Here is a 20,602-nt window from a genome sequence, read left to right on the forward strand (position 1 = left end):
AAAAACAACAAAACCCCAGCATCAGCTGGGGTAATTCTCTATGGTGCCGAAGGAGGGAATCGAACCCTCATGGGCCAAGCCCATACGATTTTGAGTCGTACGTGTCTGCCAGTTCCACCACTTCGGCATATGTCGTTCAACGTCTTTTATTTTAACATGAATGGAGAAGTTTTGCAATAGGTTTTTGCTGTTACACGCCTTGACACCGGTGAGTTTTGTCAATACAATAGTAGTAGTAATAGTATTTATCCATAAGGGGCGAGTTTGGTTGAACAAAAAGGGTTTTATACGTAAAACAAAACAGCGGGAAGTAATCTTGCAAGTATTGCGCTCTACGAAATGTCATCCCACCGCGGATTGGATTTATCAGGAAGTCCGCAAAGAACTGCCTAATATCAGCTTGGGCACTATCTACCGTAATCTTAAAACACTAACTGAAATGGGAGAAATCCTGGAACTGTCCTACGGCAGTACATACAGCAGGTTTGACGGCAATGCCGACAATCATTATCACTTTGTTTGTGAAGAATGTGGTAATGTTTATGATGTTGATCTGCCTGTTAATGAGTCAATTAATGCTAAGCTTGAAGATAAATATGATGTTCAAGTAAACAGCCATCGGTTAGAGTTTTACGGCACATGCAGAGAATGCAGCGATGCTCGCACAGCTGAGCGTGAGCATGAGATGGCTGTTAGTAATTAGAAAATTTGCGCAGTATAGGTTCTAGGTTGTCTTACCAAAGATAACCTAGAATTTTTTTATTATCCTTTACAATCTCCTCTACATATAGTATATTAAAAATGCGACATAACAAAATATGGTATTCAAGGAGGGGAAAGTTTAGATGAAGCTCAGCGAGAATGCTCGCACTGTTTTAGAGCGCAGGTATCTCAAAAAACAGGATGGACAGGTGGTCGAAACACCTGAAGATATGCTGCGGAGAGTAGCCGCTAACATAGCTGCCGTTGAAGCCCAGTGGGACGAGTCCAAGGTTAAAGAAGTAGAGGAAAAATTCTTTACGATCATGGACCGGCGGGAATTCATGCCCAACAGCCCCACATTAATGAACGCAGGCAGAGATCTCCAGCAGTTATCCGCTTGTTTTGTACTGCCAATTGAAGATTCTATGGAATCCATATTTGGCTCTCTTAGAGATGCTGCCCTTATTCAGAAGTCAGGCGGCGGCACAGGGTTCAGTTTCTCCCGCATCCGGCCGCAAAACGACCGGGTGAAGACCACCGGAGGTGTGGCCAGCGGTCCTGTCTCGTTTCTAAAATGCTACAACGCAGCGACCGAAGCGGTTAAGCAGGGAGGCACGCGCCGCGGGGCGAACATGGGAATCCTTAGAGTTGACCACCCTGATATTCTGGATTTTATCAAATGTAAAGCGGATAATAGTGAAATTACCAACTTCAACATCTCGGTAGGCATTACCGAAGAGTTTATGCAGGCAGTTGAAACTGGTTCCGACTACGCACTGGTCAACCCTAGAAACAAAGAAGTTGTTGGTCATTTGAACGCGAAAGAAGTTTTTGACTTAATTGTGGACATGGCCTGGCGGAACGGTGAGCCCGGCATCGTCTTCTTAGATCGCATTAACCGCGATAATCCCACTCCTTTAATCGGTGAAATGGAAGCTACCAATCCATGCGGAGAACAAGTGCGCAAGATAGCTTAGCATTCATTGCCTGAAACAGGCTGCGAACTGGGGTGATGTTCGCATAGGCAGGCACCTTACCTAAGGGTTAACAGCCTGAGGGGACCACAGCATGGTGTCAAAGCGGGAAAAATCCTGCGAGCCTAAGCTCTATATGGTCAAAGCTGGATTGCTTGAATCCCAGAGTCTTAAGCCCGAACCGCAGGGACGCCTTTTGGCGGCGCTGTTTCATTACCAGTATAGGTTGTTCGTGCTGGTAAAACCCCTGAAACAGCCAGGTGAAGTCACCAATAGACTCGAACGGGAGGCCTAAGTAGAGCTAGTGGATGTTAACGCGAATCTTGGATGCTTCGCATTAGCGGAGCACGGAGCTGTCATAGTAATCTGAGGAACCTGGATCGACAGGTATAGCCGTAAAACCGGAAGCGGGAAAGCCGCCCACACAGCCAGCGAGGCTGACACCTGACTAAAAGTCATTAGAGGTGCTGGTGAAGGACAGCAGGTTAATCGGTACCGAGACTTGGAGGTATGCGAAATGCAGAGAGCCGAAACAGTGCTTGGTATCATCGAGCAACATGCCCAAAGCTTAGATTATACCTTTAAAAGACTGTATCGCAATCTTTACAACCCGGACTTTTATTTCCGGACAGCTGATCAGCTCCACCTTGCAATTACAGCCGATGAAATCGATGCAGCAGTTAGGGAACTGCGGAACCAGCGGCTGCCGCAGGGGAATAAGCTGATTAAGATCATTGAAAGCATGGTCTGCGAGCTTTTGACAGCGGTGTACAAGCCTTTCTTTGAAAAAAAGCTTGATCTTGGTTCTAGTCTGTACCGCTTAAAAACTGAGTTTAAAGACGTAAACTGGGTAATCAGCGGCAGTCTTGAATCCGGTTTTCGTGAACTGGACATGAAAAGCTTTCAAGCCGGTTTTCAAGACCGAATCGACGATAACCGCCTGATTGAGCTGATTTACCGCTTGGTCAAGGACAGAGTTCGGGCACCGCTTTATTGGACAGCCCTAGAGATTTATCTCAATCAGGTGGATCAGTGGTTTGAGGGGCAGGACAGCTGTTATGTGCGCTTTGGCGCTGAGATTGCGGTAGGAATCAAGGATTTAAGCAGGGAAGCGGCGGAAGGATTTTGGGAAGGTTTAAGCACGTATATTAGCGGCAAGCTGGGGTGTAGTTTTTCTTCACAAGAGTTTTTACTTACTTCCTGGACTAATTCAGCTCATTTTAACTTTTTTGGTTATGAAATCAGCTTGTCAGATCATAACATTAGAGTGAAGGTTCCAACCCAGGTAATTAACGACCGCCTTAAACCTTTTCGCAGCGGCACTAAAGCAGTGCACCGCGGCTATTTGATGAATCTGGATGCGGCAGAGATCATTCGGGTCTATGCCAAAGAAATCCGGTCACTGTATAACCGCTACTGCTACGCTGATAACATCGCTTACCAGCTGCGGAAATTCCACTACTACCACCGCCAAAGCTTAGTTAAGACCTTAGCTGCGAAGCTGAAGCTGAGCGCAGCCCAGGTAGTTAAACGATACAGTCTTGATGGAACCATCGGCGTTTGGGACGATGGTAAGGCAGTGAAATACTGTGATTTCAGTTTTGCTCGGAAAAGATTAACTGGAGAGCCGTATGCAGGGAAACCTGCACGTACGGTTCGGAGGGGGAAGCTGTAAGCTGTTTTCTACCCTACCCATTACTTCCCTATGAGAGCTGTAATTTAGGCTCAATTAATGTAGCTCAGTTTACCGTAAAAACCGATGAGGGATTGGCTGTGGACTGGGATCACTTAAAAGAGGTAGTCCACACAGCGGTGCGGTTTTTAGATAATGTGATCGATGCCAACAACTATCCGCTGGAAGAAATAGATAAAATTACCAAAGCTAACCGCAAGATCGGCCTGGGCGTGATGGGTTTTGCCGATCTGCTGATTCGGTTAGGGATTGCTTATAACTCTGATGAAGGAGTAGCTTTTGCTAAAGAGCTGATGAGCTTTATTCAAACCGAAGCAAGAGCAGCGTCAGCTCAGCTTGCTGAGGAGCGGCGACCATTCCCGAACTATCCGGGAAGTATTTATGAAAAGCAGGGTATTGTCCTGAGAAATGCAACCGTCACAACCATTGCCCCTACCGGTACCATTTCAATTATAGCTGGATGCTCCAGCGGTATTGAACCATTATTTGCCCTGGCCTTTACCCGCAATGTCATGGACGATGAACGGCTGGTAGAAATAAATCCGGTGTTCGAAGAGATTATCCGGGAGCACGGACTCTACTCCCAGGAACTGATGGAGCGGGTCGCCGTGACCGGATCCGTAGCGGATATCGAGGAAATTCCCCTGGAGTTGAGGAAAGTATTAGTAACAGCTCATGATATTTCACCGAAGTGGCACATTGCCATGCAGGCAGCTTTCCAAGAGTTTACCGATAACGCCGTAAGCAAGACGGTTAACTTCCCCAATGAAGCAACTCGGGAACAAATTGAAGAAGTGTACCGTCTCGCCTATAAATTAGGATGCAAGGGGGTGACTGTGTATCGAAGTGGATCCCGCGAGGGAGAAGTATTGACAGTTGGCAGCAAGCAGACCACTGAAGAGAAGCAGTCAGCCCAGGCTAAACACAGACCGCGAAAGCGCCCGGCAATCACCAGAGGCCAAACCGAACGGGTCAAGACCGGATGCGGCACCCTTTACGTTACCATTAATGAGGATGACGAGGGAGTATGCGAAGTCTTTACCACCATCGGTAAAGCCGGTGGCTGTTCAGCGGCGTTTTCCGAGGCAACAGCTCGGCTGATTTCCCTTGCTCTGCGCTCCGGAGTGGAACTGGAGCAGGTGGTGCGCCAGCTGAAGGGCATTCGCTGCCCGCACCCGGTATGGCAGAACGGCAGACTGATTTTATCCTGTCCCGATGCCATCGCCATGGTCCTGCAGCGCTATCTCGATGAGAAAAAAGGAGTTGTGCGGGAAGAAACCAGATCGGAAGAACCAATCAGCATCAACCCGAAAGGAGCGGGAGACTGCCCCGACTGTGGTGGACAGCTGAAGCATGAAAGCGGCTGTGAAACCTGCATGGATTGTGGATTCAGCCGCTGCGGATAAAAAAATAGTTAGTGGGTGAGTCTATGCTGAAATTCAGATCCGCAGGCTCAGTGCTTGCGGGGATTGTGTTAGTCATCTGCCTGACACTAACAGCAGCAGCACAAGAACTAACCCGCGAAATAGTAGTGAACATTCCAGAATTCACTCTTTACCTATATGAGAATGGAATTGTGATTAAACAGTACCCCATCGGTGTGGGTACTGAAGTAAAGCCTTCTGTCTTAGGCGAGACTGAAGTTATCAACCGGGTGAAAAACCCTACTTATTATCCCATCCGCTGGTGGGAGCGGGGCCTGGAGCCGATTCCACCCGGTCCCGATAACCCGGTAGGCACCAGATGGATCGGCTTGGGGATACCAAGCTACGGCATCCACGGCACGAATAACCCAGCGTCCATCGGCCATCCGGTATCCAGCGGCTGCATTAGAATGTACAATCACGATGTGGAAGAATTGATGGATCTGATCCGCGTAGGAACAAAGGTAACGCTGATCTACCAGACGATCAGATTGAGTCAGGATCCGCTGCTTAACACTAAAACAATCACGGTCCATCCGGATATCTACAAATACAACACTAACACCACCGAGACAGTAATGATTATGCTGGAGGAGCGGGGGTGGACCGATATCCATCTTGAGGCTCTGGGCGCGCTCTTAGAGAATCCTTCTGGACTGCCTCAGCCTCTGCCGCTGGCTGTGGACTGCGTGATTAACGGTACCAGAATGGAAGGTGCTGCTGTTAAATTCGGCAGGCAGTATTATGTGCCGCTGGTTGATGACTTAGCAGAGTATCAGTTCGAAGATGTTAAGCTTTGGGATCGGGAGTATGTAAATGTCACTGAGCTTGCGGAAAAGCTTGGTTTTGGCTATCAGATCAGCGACAGCATTGAGCTGTTTAATGTAGAGTTCATGCTTTTTGAAGAATCCACCGGGGTCCAGGCTTTTTTGCAGGATGAGCAGCTTTTTCTCCCGGTGGAAGAGCTGAGCAGGGCTTTGGAACTGCCGATTCCCACCAGTTTAGCCGCTCATACCGAAAAAATCAATGGAGTGGAGTATCTCCGTCAGGCTGACAGCTTTCGCTGGGGCTTAAAGGTGACTTGGAACTATCCTGAACGGCAGGCAGTGATAGTACTTCCACTCATCTATTTAGATGGTGAAGCCTTGGGAGCCGCGGTGATTCGAGAAGACTGGATTTATGTTCCTTACGCTGAACCTGTCTTTGAGCTGACAGCTGTTGCGCCTGACGAGTTGAGCTCCCTTTACGGGATTGAAACTGTACAAGCTGGTAACACCTTTTATGTTCCTGAGTGGCTGATTCAGTGGATGCTGCCGGGGGTTGAACTGGAAATCATCTACCCATAAAAAAAGACTAAACCCATTCGCAGGTGGGTTTAGTCTTTTTCCAATTACATAGCCAGCGCTGTTAACAGTCTTTGGGCAATTTCTACCTGAGCGTACTCATAGAGGCGGCTCCAGTCTTGATTAAAAGCGGCGTAAAAGATCTCCGGCGAAACTCCGATATAATCGGAAAGCAGTACCGCTACCCGATCCATACCCATATCACCTAAGGACTGCCAGTCTTGGCTGAGAACAGCTTCTGCTTCCCATGGGGTCAAGCCTAATTCAACCAGCTGGCCAAAGAGATCGGACCGTAAGTTGTCGCTTGCTTTTGACCAGTCACCGGAAATGATAGCGGCCAGCTGTTCAGGAGTAAGCACTTCCTGGAGAGCCGCTGCTGTGTCCTTAGAAACTAAAGAGTCTAAGTTTAAGGATTTCAGGCTCTGGACATTGGGCAGATTCTTGAGCAGACCTGCCAAGTTCTGAAGCAGATTGCTGCCGCCTGCGGTTGATTGGTCTACACTTACCAGCGCAACACTGCCATTGGTATTGTAATAGGCGTGGATTTCATCGCCGACACCAATCTCGTTAAGATTTTGGGCAGTACCGCTGCTGAGAATAATTGTATCCGCTGCAATTGGCAGGGAACGGTAGAGATCATCTTCAGTTGTTACGATAATCCGGTTGGACGCTTCGTGGATTTCTGCTACTTTACCTGCGATGTTTTCTAAGTGTAAAGCTGCGTTTAACAGGACAGCAGTTTCGCCGCGAGTTGCCAAGCGCTGCGGTTCAAACCGGTTCATCACATAAGTGGGAAGAACATCAAGTTTACTGACCAGCTCTACAGCTGTAAACAGGGGATGATCCCGGTTAATGTCTTCAAACGATGGTTCCCAGTTTGCTACGTCAATGCTCTGATCGGTTAAGCCCATGAGATTAGCAATTACAGCGGTTAATTCCGCTCTGGTTGCAAACTCGGCTGCCTCCATCTCCGGATCTACCATGGGCATGAGATGATCGAGCCAGCTGTAGAGAGTCTGCTTCTCAGTTGTAGTGAGATCAAAACCTCTGGCGGCAAGTTCAATAATCTCTTCTCTGGTGACATAGTTGTTCGGTTCAAAATTTCCGTCATAGATTCCGGCAAAGATATTCTGCTCAGCCAGATTTATAATCGCATCGCGAGCCCAGCTGCCTTCAATATCCGGGTAGTGGGCAAAAGCAGTACCAGTGTATAATAAGACCATGATCATTAATACTATTGGTAGCTTCTTCATCAATGACTTCTCCTTTCACAAGTTAGTTACGATATTCATCATACACCCTCTAGTTCGCAGTTTACAAGGCTAAACCTCTATGTAATAGTAACCTTTCCTGTTAAGTACTGGACCTGGTGGTCAGGGTTGGGAAAATAAAAGGTTTTTATCGGCAAATGTGGAAATTCTTAGGGAAGAAATGGGGGATTTAAGAATGGAACCGACTTTATTTTTAATTGATGGTAATAGTTTACTGAACCGCGCTTATTACGCCCTCCCACCTCTGACCACAGTTCAGGGAGTGCCTACTAACGCGGTCTATGGATTTACGACGATGCTGCTGCGATTAGAGGAAGATTACCATCCCACCAAGATTTATGTTGCATTTGATGTTGCCGCGCCCACATTTCGCCATGAAGCGTATACCGAATATAAAGCGCACCGCGCCGGCATGCCTGATGATCTGAAACCCCAGGTAGGTTTGATTAAGCAGGTGCTGGATGCGTGGGGAATTAAAAGACTGGAGCTGGCCGGATACGAAGCAGATGATGTTATTGGCACTGCTGCCAAAAGAGCAGAAGCCTTAGGATACAAAGTCTATATTGTCACTGGTGATCGGGATGCCCTCCAGCTGATATCCGATCAAACCACAGTGCTGTTGACTAAGCGGGGAATTAAAGAGCTGGAAATAGTTGACCGCCAGCGGCTGATGGACGAGTATCAGCTTACTCCTGAGCAGGTTATTGATCTTAAAGGGCTGATGGGCGACAGCTCCGACAATATCCCGGGCGTGCCCGGAGTTGGGGAAAAGACTGCCCTGAAGCTTCTACATAAGCACAAGTCCATTGCTCAGTTATATGAGAATTTAGATCAGGAAAAGGGCAAGCTTAAGGAACGCCTGGAGGAAAACAAAGATCAGGCCTTGATGAGCCGGGAGCTCGCCACAATTGACTGCGAAGTTCCGGTTGAGATCAACTTTGACGAAGAGCCTGTCCCGGATAATGAGAAGCTGGTAGAACTGTTCACTGAGCTGGAGTTTAAGAGTCTTATCGAGCGCCTCAGTAAGGAAAGCGAAGCTATTGCGGAACTTGCCGAGCAGGCGAAACCAGAAGTGCCGGAAATGGATTTTGAATGTATCGTTTTTAAACCGGAAATGGGAGCTGGTTTTGCCGCTGATTTAGAGCAGGCAGATCAATGCGGAATTTACGCATCTGATTCAGATTTTGCCATCGCTTGCGGAAACAGAGTATGGTATATCGAAGCCAAGTATCGGGACCAGGCACTGGGCCTTTTGAGTGAAAAGGGCGCGGAGATCGCTTTATACTGCAGTGACGCCAAGCATTTTTATAAACTATGGGTTCAGAGCAAGCTGGATCCGAAGCAAGTGCGCATTGCTGGGGATGTGGAGCTGGCAGGTTATGTGTTGGACCCTTCCGGTGACCATGATTTATCGAGTTTATCAGTGCGCTATTTGAATTTACCTCCGCTAACTGGGGTTGGTTCGATTCCCCAGCAGGCAGGAGAGAAAGCGCACCGGGTGCTGCTTTTGGCTGCAAAGTTGGATCCAGAAATTGAAGCAGAGAATATGGGGCATCTCTACCATGATGTGGAGCTGCCTTTAGCGAAAGTGCTGGCCAAGATGGAACTTACCGGAATTATCTGCAATCCAGATAAGCTCAAAACGATATCCGCGGAAATGGAAGAGCTGTTGGAGCAGCTTACCGCCGAAATCTATGAGATTGCCGGGCGCGAGTTTAACATCAACTCACCTAAGCAGCTGGGGGTAGTGCTCTTTGATGAGCTTGGCCTTCCGGTGCTGAAGAAAACCAAAACTGGACCTTCCACGAACGCAGAAGTTTTAGAGCAGTTGAGCTACCACCCGATTGTGGACAAGGTGCTGACCTACCGGCAGCTGAGCAAACTAAAGTCAACCTATACCGATGCTTTAGTAGAGCTGATCAACCCAGAAACAAACCGCATTCATACTACCTTTAATCAAACAATTACTGCTACCGGGCGGTTATCGAGCGCCAATCCCAATCTCCAAAACATTCCCATCCGCACCGCGGAAGGAAGGAGAATTAGGGGGGCTTTTGAGCCTCAGGAAGGCTGGCATTTATTAAGCGCCGACTATTCCCAGATTGAACTGCGGGTTTTAGCCCATATTTCCGGTGACGCAGGGTTAATTGATGCTTTTAAGTCAGGCGCTGATATCCACCGCCGCACCGCAAGTGAGATTCTGGAGATACCCATGGAAGAGGTAAGCGCAGCGGATCGGGATTCGGCAAAGGCGATTAACTTCGGGATTATCTACGGCATCAGCAGTTACGGCTTGGCCAAGGGCACCAAACTCACCCAAGCCCAAGCCCAGCAGTACATTGACCAGTACTTTGCCCGCTATCCGCAGGTAAAGGCGTATCTGGATAATACCATCAAGACTGCTAAAACTGAAGGTTATGTCACCACTATTCTTAACCGCCGCCGCTACCTGCCGGATATTAACAGCCGCAACTACCAGCGCCGTTCCTTTGCAGAAAGAATGGCGATGAACACGCCGATTCAGGGCAGCGCTGCGGATATCATTAAAATGGCGATGCTGAAAGTGGATCAGGCCTTGGCTGAGCAGAACTTTAAGACCCGGATGCTTCTGCAGGTCCATGACGAGTTGGTGTTTGAAGTCCCACCGGAGGAACTGGAAACAGCGGCGGCTTTGGTCAAACAGACTATGGAATCGGTGATTGAGCTTAAGGTGCCGCTCCGGGTAGATGTAAAAGTAGGCCGTGATTGGGAACAGGTCAAAGCATTTGAGGTGAAATAAGGTGCCGGAACTACCAGAAGTAGAAACAGTGCGCCGGACGTTAACACCGGTGGTAAAAAACAAAGTGATTGCTGACTGCAAGATCCTCTATCCACGGCTGCTGCCAAAGAATACTGTCGAGGATTTCTGCGCCCAGATAATAAATAGGGAAATTACAGATATTAATCGGAGAGGGAAATATTTGATCTTTGAGCTGGATTCGCCGCTGCGGATGGTCGCCCATCTGAGGATGACAGGGCAGATGGTGTATCAGCCTAAGCAGGATCTGCCGCTGGAAAAGCACACCTCCGCTCGCTTTTGGTTTAAAGAAGGGGGAGAGCTCCGTTTTGTCGATCAGCGCAAATTCGGCACCATCTATCTTCTGCCAGAAGCGGAGTACGATCAAATCCAGGGGCTGTACACGCTTGGGCCTGAGCCTCTCACAGAAGAGTTTACAGTCGAGGCCTTAAAGGAAAGTATGCAGTCGGCTCGAGCAGTTAAGACCATTCTTTTAGATCAGACCAAGGTAGCCGGTTTGGGCAATATCTACGTTGATGAGTCGTTGTTTCGGGCGCGGATTCACCCCCTGCGGCCTGGAACCAGCTTAACCGCGGAGGAAATTGAGGCCTTGCATGCAAGCATCAATGCCGTGATTGCCGAAGCGATTAAAGAGCACGGCACGACCATTAGAGATTACCGCACCGGTTCAGGAGCGACCGGCAACTTCCAGAATAAGCTGAGGGTATATCAGCAGACTGGAAAACCCTGCCCAGACTGCGGCGCTGAGATTGCCAGAATCAAGGTAGGAGGCCGCAGCACGCATTTTTGCCCTAACTGCCAAAGGTGGAATCAGGAATGTACGGATTGACGGGATCGATAGCTACGGGTAAAAGCACAGTGGCAGCTATGCTTAAAGAAAAAGGAGCGGTAATTCTTGATGCTGACCAGATCTCCCGGGAGGTTGTGGAAGTAGGAACCCCGGGCTGGAAGCAGGTGGTGGAAGCATTTCCGGAAGCAGTTAGAGAAGATGGCGCTCTTGACCGAAAAAAGCTGGGCCGGATTATCTTTGCTGATGCCGAGAAGCGGCGGCAGCTGGAAGCGATTATTCATCCCTTGGTTCTCGATGCGATTAAAACCCGGGGAACTCAGCTTAAGCAGCGGGGCCAGATTGTGTTTGCCGATATCCCGCTTCTTTATGAAACTAACAGCCAAATCTGGCTGGATGGGGTAGTGGTGGTTTATGTTCCCCAAGCAGTCCAGCTCAAAAGGCTGATGGAGCGGGATCAGTTATCAGAGAAAGAGGCTTTAAAAAGAATTACTGCCCAAATGTCAATTGAGGAAAAGCGCCAGCTTGCCGATTATGTGATCGACAACAGCGGCACGCTGTCTGAAACCAAAGTTCAAGTTGACAGATTATGGTATCAAATAATAGAATGAGGAATAGAGTAGACCCGGGGGGCTATTTTTGAATCGGACAATAAGGTTAATCAGCACCATTATTATATTAGCAGTAACCATCGCTGCGCTGATGTCGATCAAGCCGCTGATGCAGCAGATTTATCCTCTGAAGCATGTGGATGTGATCCGGGCACAGGCTGAGGAGTTCGACCTTGATCCTTATTTAATTGCCGCTCTGATCCATGTGGAAAGCAAGTGGCGGGAAGATGCGGTCTCGAAAAAGGGAGCAACCGGCTTAATGCAGCTGATGCCCGATACCGCAGCCTGGGTTGCAGAGCAGATGGGGATTGAATTTGAAGTTCAGGATCTCCTCGATCCGGAAATGAACATCATGATGGGGTGCTGGTATTTAAACTACTTGAGCCGACGCTTCTCCAGTTTCACCGCAGCCCTGGCCGCCTATAATGGTGGACAAGGGAATGTGCAGCAGTGGTTGGCTAAGGAGCAGTGGGATGGCAGTTTCGAATCAGCTTCCGATATTCCCTTCTGGGAGACTCGTACATATCTACGCAAATTATCCTATACGTGGAGCATCTACCGTAGGATTTATGATAAAGAGCTAGGAGATTGAGAGGAGAAAGGATCATGAAACAACTAAAGACGATCCAGGACGTAACAGAGTATAGAGCTGCTGAGGACCGGAAACTGTATTCGGCTGAGCATAATGAGATTATCGGGGGTTTAACCACCGATGTCTATTTTGTGAAGACCAAACAGCTCTTAGAAAGCAAGGGTTATGGACAGGCTAAAGTAACAGCAGAGATCTTTGCCCGCCGCAGTGGTGTGATCGCCGGAATTGATGAAGCGATGGGTCTATTAAAGGATCTGGACGTTGAAGTGGAAGCTCTCCCGGAAGGAACGTTAGTGGAAGCAAAAGACGTGGTGATGAGAATCACCGGTTATTATACAGAGTTTGGCATCTATGAAACCGCGATTCTGGGTATTCTTGCCCATTCCAGCGGCTGGGCAACAGCAGCTTATGAGGTAGCTCAAGCGGCTGACGGCAAACCTTTCTACTGCTTCGGCGCCCGCCACGTGCATCCGGCAGTGGCACCGGTTATGGAAAGGGCTGCCATTATTGGAGGAGCAAGCGGCGCCTCCTGCATCTTAGGAGCCAAGCTGGCTGGGATGGAGCCGGCGGGAACAGTACCCCACGCTTTATTTTTAATCGTCGGCGACACCGTGGAAGGGGCCAAGATGTATGATGAAATCATGCCGCCCGAATCTCCCCGCACCATTTTAGTGGATACGTTTAAAGATGAAGTAGAGGAAGCGCTGCGCTTAGGGGATGCTTTAGGCAAGCGCTTAGAAGGTATCCGGCTTGATACGCCAAGCGAGCGGGGTGGCGTGACTCCCGGGTTGGTACGGGAAATTCGCTTTAAGCTGGATATGGCAGGATACGAGCATGTGCGCATCTTTGCTTCCGGCGGCTTAGATTTAGAGAAGATCAAAGTCTTGGGTGACGCGGGAGTGGATGCCTTTGGTGTGGGCAGCTACATCTCAGCCGCTCCTCCCATCGATATGACCATGGATATCAAGGAAGTTAACGGCAAACCGGTAGCCAAGCGGGGACGCCTGCCGGGCTTGACTCAGACTGATTCGCTGATGAAAATCAAGTAGAATTTTGGGATAGTGGGGGTTGAAAATGGCTAATGAAACGATCAAAGCAAAAGTGATCCAGCTGGTGCAGAAGGATCCCTTCCTCAGTATCGATGAAATTGCAGCCCAGGTGGAGACAACCCCTCGTTATGTCCGGACCATCCTTTCAGAGGCGAATTTGTCTCTGCTGCAGCTTCGCAAGCATTATGCCCGCATGATGGAGCTGCAGTTAAATCGGGATCAGGCAGCTGCTGAGCTGAAGCAGTACGAACCTCAGCTGAAGCTGGTTAAGGTTAAGGATGCAGCTGCTGCGGAACTCTTAAAGCAGGATCCGGAAGCTGAGCTTTTGAAGATCAGCCAGATGCAGCGGCTAGATCGAATTCCGGTTTTCTGCGAGCTGATTACCTATCTCGATCTTAAGCTGCGCCTTGAAGATATGTCTGGACCGCTCCGCCAGATATTAGCGTCAGCACAAGAAGTTGACAAGCTTGAGCTGAAACAGTCATGGGTGGAAGTGGTTGTTAATCAGGGTAACTTAAGCCGGCTGCTTTTGGATAGAGACGATCAGCCGCTCTTAAAGCTTACCTATTTATTAGCCGATGGCATTAATTCAATTGCTGTGGAAACACAGTGGCTGCCGGCGGAAGGAATTCTGCTTAGAAGCCAAGGCGGTGGATTTGAAATCGCTGCCGATTTCTCTTAAAGTTAGGGTGGGATGGAGCCGTGACCAAAACCCAACAGCCGCTTTTAATAGTAGAGAACTTAGTTAAGCATTTTCCCATTACCAAGGGAATGCTGTTAACAAGAAAAACTGGTGCCGTCAGAGCTGTGGATGGCATCAGTTTTACAATTATGCCCGGTGAGACTTTGGGGCTGGTGGGCGAGTCGGGTAGCGGTAAATCCACGACGGGAAGACTGATCTTAAGGCTTTTGGAAGTCGATGCTGGGAAGATTTTGTTTGACGGTACCGACGTCCGCGCTCTTGCGAAAGACGAACTGCGGGAGCTGAGGAAGGATATCCAAATTATCTTTCAGGATCCCTATGCTTCCCTCAATCCCCGCATGAAGGTGGGGGAGATTGTGGCGGAGCCCCTGCGTATTCACAAGCTTGCTTCCGGCCGAGAGTTGGAGCGGGAAGTAATTAAGCTTTTAGATGTGGTGGGTTTAGCGGCGGTTTATGCCAAGCGATACCCCCATGAGCTGTCCGGGGGGCAGCGGCAGCGGGTAGGCATTGCCCGGGCCTTGGCATTACGGCCGAAACTGGTTGTCTGTGATGAGCCGGTTTCGGCTCTGGATGTTTCGATCCAGGCGCAGGTGCTCAATCTGCTCCAGGATCTTCAGGCAGAGTTTGGCTTGACTTACTTATTTATTGCCCATGATTTGTCAGTTGTTAAGCACATCTGCGATCGGGTAGCGGTAATGTATTTGGGTAAAATCGTGGAATTGGCGGAGCAGGAGCGTCTTTTTGCTCATCCCCAGCACCCCTACACTCAGGCGCTGTTATCGGCGGTACCGAATCCTGATCCCAAGCTGGAGTTTAAGCCGATTGTTCTCAAAGGGGATATTCCCAGTCCAATCGATCCGCCTTCAGGCTGCTGCTTTCACAGCCGGTGCCCCTATGTGATGGAGATCTGCCGCGGTACCGAACCAGAGTGGCAGGAAATCTGCCCTGGCCACTGCGCTGCCTGCCATCTGATCGATCACAAGAATTCTCGTCCGGAGGTCAAATGATTTCCGGATTTTTTTTATGCAAACAGCGAGCATAAAAGGATTTTTGCCTTTAAAACCAAAGTAATAATAATGAGGAAAAAATCTTGGAAGCGAGATGATTATATGATACCAGAAACAATGCAAGCCCTGGTTAAAAAGCATGCCCAACCGGGGCTGTGGTTGGAGGAACAGCCGGTTCCCAAAGTCGGCGGCAGTGATGTTTTAATCAAAGTCTTAAAAACCTCGATCTGCGGCACTGATGTCCATATTTATGACTGGGATGAGTGGGCCCAAGCAACGATACCGGTGCCGATGATTGTCGGCCATGAATTTGTCGGTCGGGTGGCAGCTGTTGGCGAGCATGTAAGCAGTGTTGCGGTTGGGGATTTGGTATCAGCGGAAGGACATATCGTCTGCGGAAGATGCCGCAACTGTCTTGCCGGCAAGCGCCACCTCTGCCGCAATACCCTGGGAGTGGGAGTAAACCGCCCCGGTGTATTTGCCGAGTATGTTTCCATACCGGAGAGCAATGTGTGGCTCGCGAGCCCTGATATTCCCTTGGATGTTCTCAGCTGCTTTGACCCTCTCGGCAACGCTGTCCACACAGCCTTAGCCTTTGATGTGCTGGGTGAGGATGTGCTGATTACCGGCGCGGGTCCGATTGGAATTATGGCGACCGCCATTGCCAAGCACGCCGGAGCTAGATATGTGGTGGTAACCGATTTGATTCCTTACCGCCTTGAGCTGGCCAAGCAGATGGGAGCCACTTTGACGGTTGATGTTACCAAGGAAGACCTCCGCGATGCCATGAACAGACTGGGCATGAAAGAAGGATTTGACGTAGGCTTAGAAATGTCCGGCGCTGGTTCTGCTTTTAACAGCATGCTCGATGTGATGCGCCACGGCGGTAAAATTGCTATGCTGGGGATCATGAAATCGGGTACCGGAATTGACTGGAATAAAGTGGTCTTTAACGGCATCACCATCAAAGGAATTTACGGCCGGGAAATGTATGAGACTTGGTATAAGATGACCTCGATGATTCAAAGTGGTTTAAACATTGCGCCGGTGATTACCCATAGATTCCACTATACTGAGTTTGCAAAAGGGTTCGAAGTGATGAAAAGCGGCCAATCAGGCAAAGTTATCTTGAATTGGGAGGAAGCTTAATGAAAACTGCGTATAAATATTTCCGCCAGGAAGCGGAAGCGATCCTAGAAAGCGGTCTCTGGAAGGACGAAAGAGTAATTACCACACCCCAAAGCGCCTACATTGACACTACCACCAGCAAAAAGGTGCTCAATATGTGTGCCAATAACTATTTAGGCCTGTCCAATGATCCGCGGATTATTGAGGCTGCGAAAGCTAGTTATGATCAGTATGGCTACGGTCTATCCTCGGTGCGGTTTATCTGCGGCACCCAGACTGTGCATAAGGAGCTGGAGGCAAAGATCAGCAGTTTCTTAGAAACAGAGGACACGATTCTCTATTCATCCTGCTTTGATGCGAATACTGGGCTGTTTGAAACAATTTTAGGTGCGGAAGACGCGATTATCAGCGACCAGCTGAACCACGCCAGTATTATTGACGGCGTGCGGCTCTGTAAAGCAAAGCGCTTTGTCTATAAAAATAACGATATGGAAGACTTGGAAGCCAAGCTTAAAGAGGCAAGCGACTGCCGCATCCGCCTGATTGCCACCGATGGAGTGTTCTCCATGGATGGAATTATTGCCAACCTTCCGGCCATCTGCGATTTAGCGGAGAAATATGATGCGCTGGTAATGGTGGATGACAGCCACGCAACTGGCTTTATGGGCAAGCACGGCAAGGGTACCCATGAACACTGCGGTGTGATTGACCGTGTCGATATCCTTACCGGAACCCTCGGCAAAGCGCTAGGAGGCGCCAGCGGCGGCTACACCAGCGGCAGGAAAGCGATAATCGATCTTCTACGCCAAAGATCCCGCCCCTATTTATTCTCCAATACCTTAGCTCCGGCTATTGCCGCTTCGGCCTGCGTGGTCTTTGATCTGCTGGCGGAAAGCACTGAGTATCGGGATCGGGTCCATGAAAACACCAAGCATTTCCGGGCAGCTTTAACCAAGGCCGGATTTGACATCGTCCCAGGCGAGCATCCGATCGTGCCGATTATGCTGTACGATGCGATTCTCGCCCAGGAAATGTCCCGCCGCGCCTTAGAAAAAGGCGTCTACGTCACCGGTTTCTTCTATCCAGTGGTGCCGAAAGACCAAGCAAGAATCCGCACTCAGGTTTCAGCGGCCCACTCTAAGGAAGATTTAGACTTTGCCGTTGATGTATTTGTTCAGGTGCGGGATGAAATGATTAAGGACGGATTTGAGTTCTAAAATAGTAATGCCGGTTTATTTCCCATCTACCTGCGCGGCATATCTTGGTTATGAGAGCTTAAAGCCAAGGTATGAGGAGGGTGAGCGATGGTGCACGATTGGCTTAAAAGATCTGATGCAGAACCGGGCTTGGGTACGCAGAACTTAAACCGCAAATTTGAACGAATTTTTCCCCGCCAAGTTGAAGTGGATTATACAGCGTATACTCAGGCAAAACGCCCAGCAGCTAAGCGGTGGGCGAGCACCTGGGGCAGAACCTTTACCAGAACTTAAGGTTGAGAGGGTCAGACTGAGGTTTGACCCTCTCCTATAAATTCCAGCATTAAATAACAGTTATTGTTATTAGGGTGCAACAATATCTAAATAACGAAACTGTGCAAGATTACTTTATTTCCGACAATTGTTGTTGTTAAGCAGGATTATGTTACTTTTAGTAGAATAATTTTCATAGTAGGCATAGTTTTGTTAAGCAGGGAGGCAGGCTGAATTGACCGGAAGAAAGCGGCTTGGAGATATTCTGATTGAACGGGGTTTATTGGACGAGCATCAGCTGCAGCAGGCATTAGAAGATCAGCGCACTTCCGGCGATAAACTGGGCGATATCTTAGTCCGCCTCGGTTTTATCACTGCGGAGAAAATGGCAGATGCCCTCAGTGTGCATCTCGGTTATCCCCGGGTTGATTTAGCGCGGCAGTATATAGCTCCTGAGGTTGTAGAGTTAGTTTCTGATGCGTTTTTGAAAACCCACGAAATTCTGCCTTTAGAGGTGGAAAACAACATTCTTACGGTTGCGATGACCGATCCTCTCAATATTTTCGTCATTGACGAGCTGCAGCGGATCACCGGCATGTCAATTCAACCCATGATTGCTACTGCCGGCGAGATCCAAACCGCCCTCAGCCGCGCTCAAGATATTGCATCCACGGCCCGGAAGGTTTTTGATGAATACGCTGATCCTGAGCAGGACGAAAGTCCGCGTGAAGAGGAGGATCAGCATCTTGGCGACGCACCGGGAGTGCGTTTGGCCAACATGATTCTGGAACAGGCAGTGCGGGAAAACGCCAGCGATATTCACCTGGAGCCTACCGAAGAAGCAATGGAGGTCAGGTTTCGCGTGGACGGCATTCTCCGTCCAGTGATGACTGTGCCAAAAAGATTGCGCAGCGGTGTTCAGTCCCGAATCAAGGTCATGGCTAACCTCGATATTACCGAACGACGCCGGCCTCAGGATGGACGGCTGCAGTTGAAAGTGGGCAATCATGATGTAGACATGCGTGTTTCTACGCTGCCTACTATTCACGGTGAGAAAATTGTGGCCAGAGTTCTCAACCGAGCTCATGGTTTATTAAAAATCGAAGAACTGGGATTTAGCCCTCAGACAACTGAGCAGATTAGGCGAATTTTGAGATTGAATCAGGGCTTGATCTTAGTTACCGGTCCGACAGGAAGCGGTAAAACCACGACTTTATACGGGTTTTTGTCGCATTTGAATTCTAACGAGAAAAACATCATCACCATTGAGGATCCGGTAGAGTACCAGCTCGAAGGCATCAACCAGGTGCAGGTAAACCCCAAGGTTAACCTCACTTTTGCAACCGGTTTGAGAAGTATGCTCCGCCAGGATCCCGATGTTATCATGGTGGGTGAGATTAGGGATAAAGAAACAGCGGAAATTGCGGTGCGTTCAGCCTTAACCGGACACTTAGTACTGAGTACGCTTCATACTAACCACACGGTAGCGACTATTGCTCGGCTGATGGATATGGGGATTGAGCCGTATTTAATCAGCAGTACTGTATCGGCTGTGATTTCCCAGCGGCTGGTGCGGAAAGTGTGTCCGGACTGCCGGCAGGCGGTTCCTCTTACCGATCCCGTAGTCATTCGGTTTATCAAGTCTTTGAACATGGCTGTCCCAGAGCAGGTTTATCAGGGGACAGGCTGTCCCCTCTGCAATGACACAGGGTATCACGGTAGGGCAGCGGTTGAAGAAGTGCTGCTTATGAATAAGAAACTCAGGCAGGCAGTAGATCATCATGCTGGAGAAGACGAGCTAAAGCAGATTGCGGTGGAAGCGGGAATGGTTACCCTGCAGGAAAACGCGGTCAATAAGCTGATTGCAGGCATTACTTCCGTTGAAGAGATTATCCGCACTGTGTACAGCATCGATGAACAGGAGGCCTTGGAGTGAGAGCAGTAGAAAGCATCTATGAATTGCTGGAAATTGCCGTAGACCAGAGGGCGTCGGACCTGCATTTATCGGCAGGGCTGCCGCCAATTCTCCGGATCTTCGGCAAAATCACTCCCTTAACGGGTTATAAAGCGCTGATGCCGCCTGATATCCGCGGCCTGTTAGAGGCAGTTGTTTCCGAAGAGCAGATGGATACTCTGGAGCGAAAAGGCGAAGTGGATTTTTCCTACGGTCTAAGAGGAGTGGGGCGCTTTCGCTGCTCAGTGTATCAGCAGCGGGGCAGTTTATCCTGCGCGATCAGAATTATTAATTCGAAGATTATCGGCTTAAATGAGCTGGGGCTTCCGGAAATCATCGCGGATATTGCCCGCAAAAAAGACGGCTTAGTGTTAGTAACCGGTCCTACTGGGAGCGGTAAGTCAACTACGCTGGCAGCCATGATCGAGCTGATCAATCAGGAACAGCAGGGAGTAATCATTACGCTCGAAGATCCGATTGAATACCTCCACCAGCATCGGGGCTGCATCATCAATCAGCGGGAAGTAGGCACTGATACCTTGAGTTTTGCCAGCGGATTGCGGGCAGCCTTAAGAGCGGATCCGGATGTGATTTTAGTTGGTGAGATGCGGGATTTAGAGACAATCGGAACCGCAATCTCAGCTGCGGAAACTGGGCATTTGGTCTTATCAACACTTCATACCAGGGGCGCTGCCAACACAATCGACCGGATTATCGACGCATTTCCGGCGGAAAGTCAGCAGCAGATCCGCATTCAGCTGGCATCAGTTATTCAGGCGGTCGTTTCTCAGCAGCTGATTCCCCGAAAAGACGGGAGCGGCATGGCAGCAGCAGTGGAGGTAATGCTGGGGACACCAGCTATCCGCAATATGATTCGCGACAGCAAGACTCATCAGATCCCATCCGCGATTGAAACGGGAACCAGATTTGGCATGCAGACCATGGATGCGGCCATTGATGAGCTGGTGCAGCGGAATGTAATCGATCCGGCGGTGGCTAATATGTATCGTTCCTTGTAGCGGTGGTGATAGATATGGCTAAATACATCTATAAAGCAAGAGATTCCCAGGGTAAGCTGGTAAGAGGTTCTTTTGAAGG

The 20,602-nt window shown here is 49.3% G+C and carries 19 protein-coding genes and 1 tRNA gene; 18 read left to right on the plus strand and 2 right to left on the minus strand.

All coding sequences use genetic code 11. From position 1 onward, the window contains the following. Positions 1–41 precede the first annotated feature (41 nt). Positions 42–127, minus strand: a tRNA-Leu gene (locus GX019_05925). A gap of 33 nt (positions 128–160) precedes the next feature. Here GX019_05925 and GX019_05930 point away from each other — a divergent pair. The 6 genes from GX019_05930 (at position 161) to GX019_05955 (ending at position 6,139) form a co-directional block, all read left to right on the plus strand. Beyond that, the gene (locus GX019_05930) at positions 161–703 is read left to right on the plus strand and encodes a transcriptional repressor (protein ID HHT36700.1); all 543 of its coding nucleotides are present in this window, start codon (positions 161–163) and stop codon (positions 701–703) included. Positions 704–845: 142 nt separating this feature from the next. After that, on the plus strand, positions 846–1,679 hold the full coding sequence (locus GX019_05935; protein ID HHT36701.1) for a hypothetical protein: 834 nt from the start codon (positions 846–848) through the stop codon (positions 1,677–1,679). A gap of 91 nt (positions 1,680–1,770) precedes the next feature. Beyond that, a complete protein-coding gene (locus tag GX019_05940; GenBank protein HHT36702.1) occupies positions 1,771–1,971 on the plus strand; it encodes a hypothetical protein in 201 nt (66 codons plus the stop codon). A 222-nt stretch (positions 1,972–2,193) separates the two neighbouring features. Next, positions 2,194–3,351: a hypothetical protein gene (locus GX019_05945; protein HHT36703.1), complete on the plus strand. Its 1,158-nt coding sequence runs from the start codon at positions 2,194–2,196 to the stop codon at positions 3,349–3,351. Further along, on the plus strand, positions 3,291–4,775 hold the full coding sequence (locus tag GX019_05950) for a TSCPD domain-containing protein (protein ID HHT36704.1): 1,485 nt from the start codon (positions 3,291–3,293) through the stop codon (positions 4,773–4,775). Before GX019_05945 ends, GX019_05950 begins: the two co-directional genes overlap by 61 nt. Before the next feature lie 23 nt (positions 4,776–4,798). Beyond that, positions 4,799–6,139 carry a L,D-transpeptidase gene (locus GX019_05955; GenBank protein ID HHT36705.1) on the plus strand — a complete coding sequence of 447 codons (1,341 nt, stop codon included), beginning with the start codon at positions 4,799–4,801 and terminating at the stop codon, positions 6,137–6,139. 44 nt (positions 6,140–6,183) lie between these two features. On the opposite strand, the gene GX019_05960 is transcribed toward GX019_05955, so the two are convergent. After that, positions 6,184–7,389, minus strand: coding sequence for an S-layer homology domain-containing protein (locus tag GX019_05960; GenBank protein ID HHT36706.1), 1,206 nt, complete (start codon positions 7,387–7,389; stop codon positions 6,184–6,186). A gap of 193 nt (positions 7,390–7,582) precedes the next feature. Here GX019_05960 and polA point away from each other — a divergent pair, with 193 nt between their 5' ends. The 12 genes from polA (at position 7,583) to GX019_06020 (ending at position 20,523) form a co-directional block, all read left to right on the plus strand. Continuing rightward, positions 7,583–10,186 (plus strand): DNA polymerase I, encoded by a 2,604-nt coding sequence (polA, locus tag GX019_05965; GenBank protein HHT36707.1) that lies wholly within the window; start codon positions 7,583–7,585, stop codon positions 10,184–10,186. A 1-nt stretch (position 10,187) separates the two neighbouring features. Further along, a complete protein-coding gene (gene mutM / locus GX019_05970) occupies positions 10,188–11,033 on the plus strand; it encodes a DNA-formamidopyrimidine glycosylase (GenBank protein ID HHT36708.1) in 846 nt (281 codons plus the stop codon). Further along, entirely contained in the window at positions 11,021–11,602 is a 582-nt protein-coding gene (locus GX019_05975) for a dephospho-CoA kinase (protein ID HHT36709.1), read from the plus strand. The genes mutM and GX019_05975 overlap by 13 nt, the downstream gene beginning before the upstream one ends. A gap of 28 nt (positions 11,603–11,630) precedes the next feature. After that, positions 11,631–12,194 (plus strand): lytic transglycosylase domain-containing protein, encoded by a 564-nt coding sequence (locus GX019_05980; GenBank protein ID HHT36710.1) that lies wholly within the window; start codon positions 11,631–11,633, stop codon positions 12,192–12,194. A gap of 14 nt (positions 12,195–12,208) precedes the next feature. Next, on the plus strand, positions 12,209–13,243 hold the full coding sequence (locus GX019_05985) for a nicotinate phosphoribosyltransferase (protein ID HHT36711.1): 1,035 nt from the start codon (positions 12,209–12,211) through the stop codon (positions 13,241–13,243). A gap of 25 nt (positions 13,244–13,268) precedes the next feature. After that, a complete protein-coding gene (locus tag GX019_05990) occupies positions 13,269–13,925 on the plus strand; it encodes a hypothetical protein (GenBank protein ID HHT36712.1) in 657 nt (218 codons plus the stop codon). A gap of 20 nt (positions 13,926–13,945) precedes the next feature. Beyond that, positions 13,946–14,953, plus strand: coding sequence for a dipeptide ABC transporter ATP-binding protein (locus GX019_05995; protein HHT36713.1), 1,008 nt, complete (start codon positions 13,946–13,948; stop codon positions 14,951–14,953). Positions 14,954–15,070: 117 nt separating this feature from the next. Then, a complete protein-coding gene (gene tdh / locus GX019_06000; protein ID HHT36714.1) occupies positions 15,071–16,102 on the plus strand; it encodes an L-threonine 3-dehydrogenase in 1,032 nt (343 codons plus the stop codon). After that, a complete protein-coding gene (locus GX019_06005) occupies positions 16,102–17,298 on the plus strand; it encodes a glycine C-acetyltransferase (GenBank protein HHT36715.1) in 1,197 nt (398 codons plus the stop codon). Before tdh ends, GX019_06005 begins: the two co-directional genes overlap by 1 nt. A gap of 87 nt (positions 17,299–17,385) precedes the next feature. Then, positions 17,386–17,571 carry a hypothetical protein gene (locus GX019_06010; protein ID HHT36716.1) on the plus strand — a complete coding sequence of 62 codons (186 nt, stop codon included), beginning with the start codon at positions 17,386–17,388 and terminating at the stop codon, positions 17,569–17,571. 214 nt (positions 17,572–17,785) lie between these two features. Next, on the plus strand, positions 17,786–19,486 hold the full coding sequence (gene tadA, locus GX019_06015) for a Flp pilus assembly complex ATPase component TadA (protein ID HHT36717.1): 1,701 nt from the start codon (positions 17,786–17,788) through the stop codon (positions 19,484–19,486). Next, positions 19,483–20,523 (plus strand): type IV pilus twitching motility protein PilT, encoded by a 1,041-nt coding sequence (locus GX019_06020; GenBank protein HHT36718.1) that lies wholly within the window; start codon positions 19,483–19,485, stop codon positions 20,521–20,523. The genes tadA and GX019_06020 overlap by 4 nt, the downstream gene beginning before the upstream one ends. Positions 20,524–20,602 lie beyond the last annotated feature (79 nt).

The sequence above is a fragment of the Bacillota bacterium genome (assembly GCA_012837335.1).
In the GTDB taxonomy this organism is placed as follows: domain Bacteria; phylum Bacillota; class Limnochordia; order Darwinibacteriales; family DTU012; genus DTU012.

Bases quoted from the DNA above. Each gene is read 5' to 3' on its own strand.
- GX019_05930 (HHT36700.1), top strand. From the start codon at position 161: ATGGAGAAGTTTTGCAATAGGTTTTTGCTGTTACACGCCTTGACACCG.
- GX019_05935 (HHT36701.1), top strand. From the start codon at position 846: ATGAAGCTCAGCGAGAATGCTCGCACTGTTTTAGAGCGCAGGTATCTC.
- GX019_05940 (HHT36702.1), top strand. From the start codon at position 1,771: ATGGTGTCAAAGCGGGAAAAATCCTGCGAGCCTAAGCTCTATATGGTC.
- GX019_05945 (HHT36703.1), top strand. From the start codon at position 2,194: ATGCAGAGAGCCGAAACAGTGCTTGGTATCATCGAGCAACATGCCCAA.
- GX019_05955 (HHT36705.1), top strand. From the start codon at position 4,799: ATGCTGAAATTCAGATCCGCAGGCTCAGTGCTTGCGGGGATTGTGTTA.
- GX019_05960 (HHT36706.1), bottom strand. From the start codon at position 7,389: ATGAAGAAGCTACCAATAGTATTAATGATCATGGTCTTATTATACACT.
- polA (HHT36707.1), top strand. From the start codon at position 7,583: ATGGAACCGACTTTATTTTTAATTGATGGTAATAGTTTACTGAACCGC.
- GX019_05975 (HHT36709.1), top strand. From the start codon at position 11,021: ATGTACGGATTGACGGGATCGATAGCTACGGGTAAAAGCACAGTGGCA.
- GX019_05985 (HHT36711.1), top strand. From the start codon at position 12,209: ATGAAACAACTAAAGACGATCCAGGACGTAACAGAGTATAGAGCTGCT.
- GX019_05990 (HHT36712.1), top strand. From the start codon at position 13,269: ATGGCTAATGAAACGATCAAAGCAAAAGTGATCCAGCTGGTGCAGAAG.
- tdh (HHT36714.1), top strand. From the start codon at position 15,071: ATGCAAGCCCTGGTTAAAAAGCATGCCCAACCGGGGCTGTGGTTGGAG.
- GX019_06005 (HHT36715.1), top strand. From the start codon at position 16,102: ATGAAAACTGCGTATAAATATTTCCGCCAGGAAGCGGAAGCGATCCTA.
- GX019_06010 (HHT36716.1), top strand. From the start codon at position 17,386: ATGGTGCACGATTGGCTTAAAAGATCTGATGCAGAACCGGGCTTGGGT.